The sequence below is a fragment of the Dehalococcoidia bacterium genome (assembly GCA_025054935.1).
Lineage (GTDB): Bacteria > Chloroflexota > Dehalococcoidia > SpSt-223 > SpSt-223 > JANWZD01.
On record JANWZD010000006.1, the window covers coordinates 158,281 to 167,460 of the forward strand.

Consider the following 9,180-nt stretch of genomic DNA (forward strand, 5'->3'; position numbering starts at 1 on the left):
TACCATGGCTAATCAGCTCGCCGGCCGAGTAACGCTCGTCTTCGGGCAGGACGACTACCGCGTCGCCCAGCGCGTCCGCGAACTGAGCGCTCCGTCAGAGCCAGCCCTCAGCGATCTCAACCGCGCGGTGATCGCTGGCGAGAAGCTGACTGTTCCGGAACTGCGCGGGCACCTCGACACGCTTCCCTTTCTTAGCGACCGCCGGGTCGTAGTCATCACCGGCCTGCTCGAGCGGTTTGAGGAAGGCGACCGGAGCCAGCGCCGCCGCGCCGAAGCGGAGGCGTTTCTCGAGGCGTTTGCGGCGATGCCCCCGACCACGTTCGCCGTGCTCGTGGGCGGTGACCTTCGCCCGAAACGCAACCCGTTGGTCGCCGGCCTTGCAGCGGCCGGGGCGACACTCGAGCGCTATTTTCCCCTCCGTCCACACGAACTGACCGCTTGGATTCAGGCGCGGGCACGCACGATTGGGCTCCATCTGTCAGCTGCGGCGGCACGCCGCCTCGCCGCCCTTGTCGGACCGAACCTGTGGGTGCTCGCGAGCGAACTGGACAAGCTCGCCAGTTGGGCCGGAGGCGCTCCTGTCGACGAGGAGGCGATCACGCTCCTGACGGCGGCAGCGCGAGAGGAGAATGTCTTTTCGCTTGTCACTCACCTCGTTGCCGGCCGGACCCGCGAAGCGATTCGCGACCTTACCGAACTGCTCGAGAGCGGCGAGTCGCCTTTCGGCATCCTCATCATGCTCCAAAACCGGCTCCGTCATGTCTGGCTTGTCCACGAACTGATTACGGCCGGCGTCCCCGTGCAGCGAGTGAAGCTGCAGGCTGGCCTCGGCCAACTGCCCGAGCCGGTCTTTCAGGAGACGGTCGATCTCGCGACGCGGCTCTCCAGTTCGGAGCTTCGGGCGATGCACCACCACCTGCTCGCGACGGACGAGGCGATCAAAACCGGGAAGTGCGAGCCGCGGCTTGCCCTCGAACTCCTTGCTCGAACCTTCGCCGCAACGTCGTGAGGAGCAGCGCGCATCGGCGCTGCCGGGAGAAGGGCGCTCCTAGTGCAGCACGCGGAGAACGCCGACCACACGGCCTTGGATCTCGACATCCTCGGCCGGGAAGTAGAGCGGCTCCATCAGCGCGTTGGCGGGCTGCAGCTTGACCCGATCGCCTTCCTGATAGAACTTCTTGAGGGTCGTCTCCTTCTGGCTCTTGATCCAGGCGGCGACCATCTGGCCATTTTCCGCCGTCTGCGCCGGCTCCATCAGAACGATATCGCCATCGCCGATGAGGGCATCGATCATCGACTGCCCTTTGACGCGCAGAGCGTAGACATTCGGCCGGCCGCGAACGATCTCCTCGGTCAGCTCGAGCACTTCGCTCGTATCGATCGTCTGCCACGTCTCTGACGCCGGCACCGGAATAGGCGTCCCGGCAGCGATCTGGCCGAGGATAGGAACCCGCACTAGCTTGCGCTGCTCCGCTTTGCGATCCATCAGGTCAATCCCGCGCGAGACCTCGGGATCGCGCCGCAGATATCCCTCCCGCTCCAGCAGCTTCAGGTTGTAGTCGACCACCGAGGTGGAGCTGATCCCGCAGCCGCGGCAGATATCACGAATGCTCGGGGGATACCCCATTTCATCGGTATACTGCCGGACGAACTCTAAAATCTTCCGTTGCCGCTCCGACAGGCGCATGGCAACCCTTTCTTTGCGAACGTCTGTTCCGAACTAATGCTATCATCGCCCGCTCCTCCCGTCAATCGACGCCCCCTCTTCGAGTATGATGACGAGAGAGCAGGCGACGATCGAACGGTCTTGCCTTTCCGCGCTTGAGGAGCGCATCGTGATCTGTCCGACCTGTCGACGGGAGACCCCCGCCGACCGTCCTTTCTGTCTGAACTGCGGCGCTGTCCTTCCCGAGCTCCCGCCTCACCTCGAGCGCGAGGGGATGTCGCCCGGCGCCCGGGCCGCCCTCCTCACCATCGGCGGAGGAGCGGCCTCTCTCTGCCTTCTCTGCGCAGGGCTTATCGTGGTTACTGAGGTGCCTGACCTCGTGGGATTAGTGCTCAGCGCTCTCCTCGCCTTGATTCCCACCGCGATCTATGTCTCGCTCGTGCTCTGGGTCGACCGCTATGAGCATGAGCCGGCGCGGCTGCTCTTCTTCGCCTTTTTCTGGGGAGCAGTGGTCGCCGTCGTTTTCTCCTACGTCTTCAACTCGATCGTCGCCCTCATCGCCGCCCAAGTTGTCGGCACTGACGGCGCTGAGATCGCGACCGCTGTCCTCTCGGCGCCCGTCGTCGAGGAAGCCTTCAAGGGAGTTTTTCTTCTCTTGCTGATGCTCCTGTTCCGCCACGAGTTCGACAACATACTCGACGGCATTGTCTACGGCTCGATCGTCGGGCTCGGGTTTGCAATGACCGAAAACCTCATCTACTTCGGCCGTGCCTACGCTGAAGGAGGACTCGCCGACCTCGCCTTGATCGTGGTGCTCCGCGCGATCCTCGGCGGATTCAGCCATGCTCTCTACACTGGCACCATCGGAGCCGGGCTCGGGCTCGCGCGCGAATCGCGCCGGCTCGCCGTCAAGCTCATTGCCCCCCTTGCCGGCTATCTCCTTGCGGTCGGGCAGCACGGCGCTTGGAACCTGATCGCCGGCGCCGTTGTTCCGGCCATGCTGCCGCCCGAGACAGCTGCCTGGGTCTATTTCTGCCTCGTCGCCCCCGTGCAGACGGTTGTCCTGACTGGCCCCGGCCTGCTTACCCTCGCCATCATTGTGCTGATCACCTGGCAGCGCGAGGCAGCGATTATTCGTCAGATGCTGCTGCCGGAAGTGGAACAAGGGCTGCTCTCGCGAGAGGACTACCAGATCCTCTCCTCGAGCCGGCGGCGAATTCAGAGCCTGTGGGCCACCCTCCGCAACGACGGCTTCGTTGCGCTTCTCCTTCGCCGCGACTACATCAACGCGGCGACGGAACTCGCCTTCCGCAAGTGGCATCTTGCGCGGGGCGAGCGCCCCAAGCGCGGCCAGCGCTTCACCCCGGAGGAGCAGTATCGAGAGAAGATCCGCCGCCTTCAGGCGCGGCTTGCGCTCCAATAACCGTGCCGGCTACAGCCCCGCGGCTGCGATCTTGACCGCAAGATCGCCCACGCGACAGCTGTAGCCCCATTCGTTGTCGTACCAGGCGACCACTTTGACCATTGTGCCGCCGATCACCATTGTGCTGAGACCATCGACAATCGAACTCGCCGGATGGCCCTTGAGGTCCATGCTGACGAGCGGCTCTTCGGTATAGGCGAGGATCCCCCGCAGCTTGCCCTCGCTGTGCTCGCGCATTGCCCGGTTCACCTCGTCAACCGCGACGTCGCGCTTCAGTTCGGCGACGAAATCGACGAGCGAGACGGTCGGCGTGGGGACGCGAATGGCAAAGCCGTGGAATTTCCCCTTCAGTTCGGGGATGACGAGCGAGACAGCGCGCGCCGCGCCGGTCGTTGTCGGCACCATGTTGAGCGCAGCAGCGCGGGCGCGCCGCAGGTCGCGGTGCACACTGTCGAGAACTCGCTGATCGTTGGTATAGGAGTGGATCGTCGTCATCAGCCCCTTTTCGACGCCGAAGCAATCGTTCAGCACTTTGACGACCGGGGCGAGACAGTTCGTCGTGCACGAGGCGTTCGAGATGATGTGATGACGCGCGGGGTCATACTGATCGTCGTTAACCCCGAGCACGATCGTAATATCTTCATTCTTCGCCGGCGCGGTGATGATCACCTTCTTCGCGCCGCCGCGATCGAGGTGCGCGCGCGCTTTCTCCGCATCCTCGAACAGTCCCGTTGACTCGATGACGATTTCAACGCCGAGATCGCGCCAGGGGATCGCGCCGGGATCCCGTTCTGCGAAAACGCGAACTTCATGGCCATTGATCGTGATGCTGTTCGGGCCGGCCTCGACTGTACCGTTGAAGACGCCGTAGTTGCTGTCGTACTTGAAGAGATGGGCATTGGTTTTGGTATCGGTGATGTCGTTGATCGCAACGACCTCGAGCGCGCTGCCATGCTGCTCGAGGATCGCCTTCAGAACGAGCCGGCCGATCCGGCCAAACCCGTTGATCCCGACTTTCGTCGTCATTGACGTTCCCTCCGGAGGTTGTAGAAGGCGGCCGTCCCGGCGTAGAGAGCGCTTCTGCCAAGCTCTTCTTCGATCCGAAGAAGCCGATTGTACTTCGCAACCCGCTCACTCCGCCCCGGCGCGCCGGTCTTGATCTGGCCGGCGCCAGTCGCCACGACAAGATCGGCAATGAACGTGTCTTCGGTCTCGCCGGAACGGTGCGAGACGACGGCGGTCCAGCCAGCCCGCTTCGCCATCTCGATTGCGGCGAGGGTCTCAGTCAAGCTGCCGATCTGGTTCACCTTGATCAGAATGGAATTTGCCGCCTGCTCTGCGATGGCGCGCTGAAGGCGGGTGGTGTTGGTGACGAGGAGGTCGTCGCCGACCAACTGGACCTGATCGCCGAGACGCGCCCGCAGCTGCCGCCATCCTTCCCAATCATCCTCCGCAAGCCCATCTTCGAGCGAGATGATGGGAAACTGGCGGCACCATTCTTCCCAAAGCGTCACCAGTTCCTCGGAGGAGAAGTCTTTGCCTTCCTTGCGCAGCCGGTAGCGCCCCTCCTCATACAGCTCCGTCGCCGCGGCGTCGAGAGCGAGCATCACCTCATCGCCGGGGCGATATCCCGCGCGCTGGATCGCTTCGAGCACCAGCTCGATCGCCTCGCGGTTGGAACGGACGCTCGGAGCGAAGCCACCCTCATCCCCAACCGCCGTCGCCATCCCCTTCGACTTCAAGAGGGCTTTCAAGCTGCCGTAGATCTCGGCGCCGGCGCGCAGGGCGTCGCTCCAGCTGGACATGCCGAGGGGGACGATCATGAATTCCTGAATATCGGTCGACTCCCACTCGGCATGCCGACCGCCGTTGAAGATGTTCATCATCGGCACCGGCAGCGTGCGCGCACTGACCCCCCCGAGATACTTATACAGGGGGAGAGCGGCATACTCGGCGGCGGCAACAGCCGTCGCGAGCGACACCCCGAGGATGGCGTTCGCGCCCAGATTCGACTTGTTCGGGCTGCCGTCTAGTTCGAGCAAGGTGGCATCGAGACCGGCTTGGTCGGTGGCGTGGCGGCCGATCACGGCCTCGGCGATCGTCTCATTGACATTGCGGACAGCCCGGGTGACGCCGGCGCCGCGATAGCGAGCGGGGTCGCCGTCGCGCAGTTCGACCGCCTCGTGGGCGCCAGTGCTGGCACCGGAGGGAACGGCCGCCCGGCCGAGCGAGCCGTCGGCCAACTCGACGTCGACCTCGACAGTCGGCGTGCCACGAGAGTCGAGGATCTGCCGAGCATGCACTCGGACGATCGTATCCACCGGTCCCTCCACCGCAAAAACCGGAACTGAGCGGTTGGCGTTCTTAACTCTGACGGCTCACGGCGCGGAGACGCAATGCCGACGCGCACGAGAAGCCGGCGGATTGTACCATAGGGCTGTCTGGTCTTCTGGAGCGGCAATGCGGTGTCGAATGATCGCGGTTATTGGCGACAGTCTCTGCGACGCGGCGACCGCCGCTACAGCGGAGGAGGTTGGTCGGCGGCTAGCCGAAGCGGGCGTCACGGTCGTGTGCGGCGGGCTCGGCGGGGTGATGGAAGCGGCCTGCCGGGGAGCAAAGGCAGCAGGCGGGCAGACGGTCGGGATCCTGCCGGGTGACCGCGCCAACGATGCCAATCCGTTCGTCGACATCGCGATCGTCACGGGAATGGGCGAAGCACGCAATGTGCTCGTTGTCAAGTCGGCAGACGGCGCAATCGCAGTCGGGGGCCGCTACGGCACCCTCTCTGAGATCGCATTGGCGCTGAAGCTCGGCAAGCCGGTAGTGGGCATTCGGTCGTGGCAGTTGGCAACCGCCGCTGGACCCGATACCGGCCTCGTGCCGGCAGACTCTCCTGCCGATGCCGTCGCGCTCATCCTCGCTATGATTGCAGGCGGAAACGCGAGAGGGTAGGAACCGGACGGCCGGCGGCGGCGAAGAGCGCCTCGACGACCGACCATGGCACCTCGACCGTGCCGGGCCCTTCTTCAGGCCAGTTGCCCGTGCCGTGAAAGTCGCTCCCGCCGGTCTGCAGAAGGCCGAATCGGCGAGCAAGGGCGCCAAAACGCGCACGCTCGGCCTCGCCATATTCCCGATAGAACACTTCCACTCCTGCCAGCCCCTCTGGCACGAGGGCTGCCACAGTCGCCTCGGGGTCGGCAACGAACGACGGATGCGCGAGAACGGGCAGTCCTCCCGCCGCCCGGATCAGCCGCACCGCCTCTCGCGGGGAGAGGCGCATTCCTTCGGCATAGGCAGGACCGTTGCGCCCCAAGTAGCGCTCGAACGCTTCTGCGATCGTCTCGACATACCCGGCCTCAACGAGCGCTTGGGCGACGTGCGGACGGCCAATCGCCCCCTCGCCCGCCAGCGCCCGAACACGCTCAAACGAGAGCGGCATTCCAAGCGCATCGAGCTTGGCAAGCATCGCCTTAGCACGGCCGACCCGCGCATCGCGCGCCGCCAGCAACGCCTCTTGGAATGCGGGGGAGTCGAGGTCGACGAAGTAGCCGAGGATGTGGACTTCGCCGTCGGCCGCGTCGGTATTCAGTTCGGTGCCGGCGATGACAGTGATGCCGAGCGGCTCGGCGGCCGCCATCGCCGGCCGCACCCCTTCAGTCGAGTCGTGGTCAGTGATCGCCATCACGCGGACCCCTGCTGCGGCGCAGCGGTGCACCAGCTCCACCGGACTGAGGGCACCGTCTGAGGCGGTCGTATGGAGATGGAGGTCGACCAGCGCCATCTCAGCGCGCAAACTCGACCGAGCGCGTCTCGCGGATCACGGTCACCTTGATCTGCCCCGGGTATTGCAGGGTCTCTTCGATCCGCCGCGCCACATCGCGCGCCAGCCGCAGCGAGGCGAGGTCGTCGATCTCCTCAGGCTTGACGACGATCCGCACCTCGCGCCCTGCCTGAATGGCAAAGCAGCGCTCCACCCCGGGGAAGCTGCTGGCGACACTTTCGACAGCTTCCAGCCGCTTGATGTACTGCTCGAGCGATTCGCGCCGGGCGCCGGGACGGCCGCCGCTAATCGAGTCCGCGACAATAGTGATGATCGCCTCGACGCTCGCCGGCTCCTCATCGTAGTGATGAGCGGCAATCGCGTTGACGATCTTCGGATGAAGCCCTGCCCGCTTCGCGATCTCGCCCCCGATCAAGGCATGCGGTCCTTCCACCTCATGGTCAACCGCCTTGCCGATGTCGTGCAAGAAGGCGCTCCGTTTGGCGATCTGGACATCCGCCTTCAGCTCGGCAGCGATCATGGCCGCGAGCGCCGCGCATTCGATTGAGTGATCGAGAACATTCTGCCCATAGCTCGTCCGAAAGCGCAGCCGCCCCATCAGGCGGATAATCTCGGGCGGCAAGCCGTGCACTCCCGCCTTATAGGCCGCCTGCTCTCCCTCCTCGCGGATGATCTGCTCCATGTCTTGCCGCGCCTTGGCAACAGCCTCCTCAATCCGCGCCGGATGAATGCGGCCGTCGGCGATCAGCCGGGTAAGCGCCATCCGAGCGATCTCGCGCCGAACGGGGTCGTAGCCCGAGAGCATGACAGCATCCGGCGTCTCGTCGATGATGACATCGCAGCCGGTGGCCGCTTCGAGGGCACGGATGTTCCGCCCCTCGCGCCCAATGATGCGGCCTTTCATCTCCTCGTTCGGCAGGTGAACGACGGAGGTCATCGTTTCGGAAACGACGTCGGCAGCGCAGCGCTGGATCGCCGTCGTGAGGATGATCCGCGCGCGGCGGTCAGCCTCTTCCTTCAGCTGCTGCTCGATCTCATGGAGACGCCGCGAGGCGTCCTGCCGCACTTCTTCGTCAATCGCTTGCAGCAGCAGGCTCTTCGCTTCCTCGCGTGTCAGCCCCGAGATCCGCTGCAGTTCGGCCAGCTGCTGCTGCTTGATCGTTTCGACTTCTGCCCGCAGCGTCTGCAGTTGGACGTCGCGCTCAGCGAGGGAACGCTCCTTCCGTTCCACTGCCTCGAGTTTGCGCTCGAGGACTTCTTCGCGCTGCGCTAGGCGCCGCTCCAGCCGCTGCAACTCATTGCGACGCTCGCGGATCTCCATCTCAGCGGTATCACGGATGCGCACCGCCTGCTCTTTTGCTGCGAGAAGGATCTCTTTTTGCTGCGCTCGGGCCTCCTCAACAAACCGCGTGGCGCTCTCACGTTCCGATCGTGCCTGCCTTGTCCCCACTTTTGAGAAGTACAGGTAGCTCGCCCCCGCTCCTACGAGCAGCGCCACGAGGGAGATGGCCAGCGTTAGGGCTGCTTCCATCGCGCCTCGCCTCTCGGTAAAGTTTCAGGGTGTGCGGCGGATACGAAATATGCATTTCGCTTCGCGGGCCGTAGTTTACGGACGCCCTGAGAAGCGCGTCAAGAAACTGGCGTCTCCCGCCAGATTCGTTCAACGGTCCGCGCGATCACGTCGTAGTCGAACCCGCGTCGTTCGAGGAAGGCCCCGAGTCTGCGTCGAAACACTGCCTCGTCTTCGCGTGACAACTTGACTGCTCGCCGTGCCGCCGCCCGGTAGGCGCTCTCCTCGTCGTCTACGCCATCGACCGCCGTGCGTGCCAGCTCCCCGGGAACGCCGCGTTGGAGCAGCTCGGCGCGGATCAGCCGTTGGCTGCTCGGGCGACCCTGCTGCCGGCTCTCTACCCAGAACTCGGCAAAGGCACGATCATCGACGAGCGCATACTGTTCTAGCCACCCGAGGGTTGCCTCGATCGTTTCCGGCGGGTATCCCTGTCGAGCGAGCCGCGCCCGTACCTCTGCGGCGCTACGCGGCCGGTAGGCAAGGTAGCGCAGCGCCGCCTCGCGACAGCGTTGCGCAACGCGCGCGAGGTCGTCCTCGCTGCTCTGGAAGCTGCGTCCGCGCTGCCGAACGGTGGTCATCGGTGACAACGGAAGGGCAAGCGCCCACCGTCTTACTCTACCACGACACGGCGCTGCTGTCAGGTGGAAATCGCGCCTGCTGCGAGCGCGCGGAGCTCGGCCTCGAGCTGGTCGGTCAACTCCGGATGCGCCTTCAGATACTCCCGCGCATTCTCCCGCCCT

Annotated in this window: 9 protein-coding genes; 3 read left to right on the plus strand and 6 right to left on the minus strand. The window is 64.7% G+C overall.

Annotated elements, in window-relative coordinates; translation table 11 throughout:
• Positions 1–4 precede the first annotated feature (4 nt).
• Positions 5–1,009: a DNA polymerase III subunit delta gene (gene holA / locus NZ773_08880; GenBank protein MCS6802038.1), complete on the plus strand. Its 1,005-nt coding sequence runs from the start codon at positions 5–7 to the stop codon at positions 1,007–1,009.
• Positions 1,010–1,048: 39 nt separating this feature from the next.
• Here the strand turns inward: holA and lexA are convergent, their stop codons facing one another.
• Complete coding sequence (lexA, locus tag NZ773_08885; protein ID MCS6802039.1) at positions 1,049–1,687, minus strand: transcriptional repressor LexA; 639 nt, start codon at positions 1,685–1,687, stop codon at positions 1,049–1,051.
• A 148-nt stretch (positions 1,688–1,835) separates the two neighbouring features.
• Here lexA and NZ773_08890 point away from each other — a divergent pair, with 148 nt between their 5' ends.
• The gene (locus NZ773_08890; protein ID MCS6802040.1) at positions 1,836–3,089 is read left to right on the plus strand and encodes a PrsW family glutamic-type intramembrane protease; all 1,254 of its coding nucleotides are present in this window, start codon (positions 1,836–1,838) and stop codon (positions 3,087–3,089) included.
• A gap of 9 nt (positions 3,090–3,098) precedes the next feature.
• Here NZ773_08890 and gap read toward each other — a convergent pair whose 3' ends face one another.
• Both gap and eno read right to left on the minus strand, forming a co-directional pair.
• Positions 3,099–4,115 carry a type I glyceraldehyde-3-phosphate dehydrogenase gene (gene gap / locus NZ773_08895; protein MCS6802041.1) on the minus strand — a complete coding sequence of 339 codons (1,017 nt, stop codon included), beginning with the start codon at positions 4,113–4,115 and terminating at the stop codon, positions 3,099–3,101.
• Positions 4,112–5,410, minus strand: coding sequence for a phosphopyruvate hydratase (gene eno, locus NZ773_08900; protein ID MCS6802042.1), 1,299 nt, complete (start codon positions 5,408–5,410; stop codon positions 4,112–4,114). Before eno ends, gap begins: the two co-directional genes overlap by 4 nt.
• A 151-nt stretch (positions 5,411–5,561) precedes the next feature.
• Between eno and NZ773_08905 the strand changes: the two genes are divergently transcribed.
• On the plus strand, positions 5,562–6,041 hold the full coding sequence (locus NZ773_08905) for a TIGR00725 family protein (protein MCS6802043.1): 480 nt from the start codon (positions 5,562–5,564) through the stop codon (positions 6,039–6,041).
• Here NZ773_08905 and NZ773_08910 read toward each other — a convergent pair.
• The 3 genes from NZ773_08910 to NZ773_08920 all read right to left on the minus strand — a co-directional run bounded on the left by NZ773_08910 (position 6,010) and on the right by NZ773_08920 (position 9,018).
• Positions 6,010–6,870, minus strand: coding sequence for a PHP domain-containing protein (locus NZ773_08910; GenBank protein MCS6802044.1), 861 nt, complete (start codon positions 6,868–6,870; stop codon positions 6,010–6,012). The genes NZ773_08905 and NZ773_08910 overlap by 32 nt on opposite strands.
• A gap of 1 nt (position 6,871) precedes the next feature.
• Complete coding sequence (gene rny, locus NZ773_08915) at positions 6,872–8,401, minus strand: ribonuclease Y (GenBank protein MCS6802045.1); 1,530 nt, start codon at positions 8,399–8,401, stop codon at positions 6,872–6,874.
• Between the two features lie 98 nt (positions 8,402–8,499).
• Positions 8,500–9,018 carry a recombination regulator RecX gene (locus NZ773_08920; protein ID MCS6802046.1) on the minus strand — a complete coding sequence of 173 codons (519 nt, stop codon included), beginning with the start codon at positions 9,016–9,018 and terminating at the stop codon, positions 8,500–8,502.
• Between the last annotated feature and the right edge of the window lie 162 nt (positions 9,019–9,180).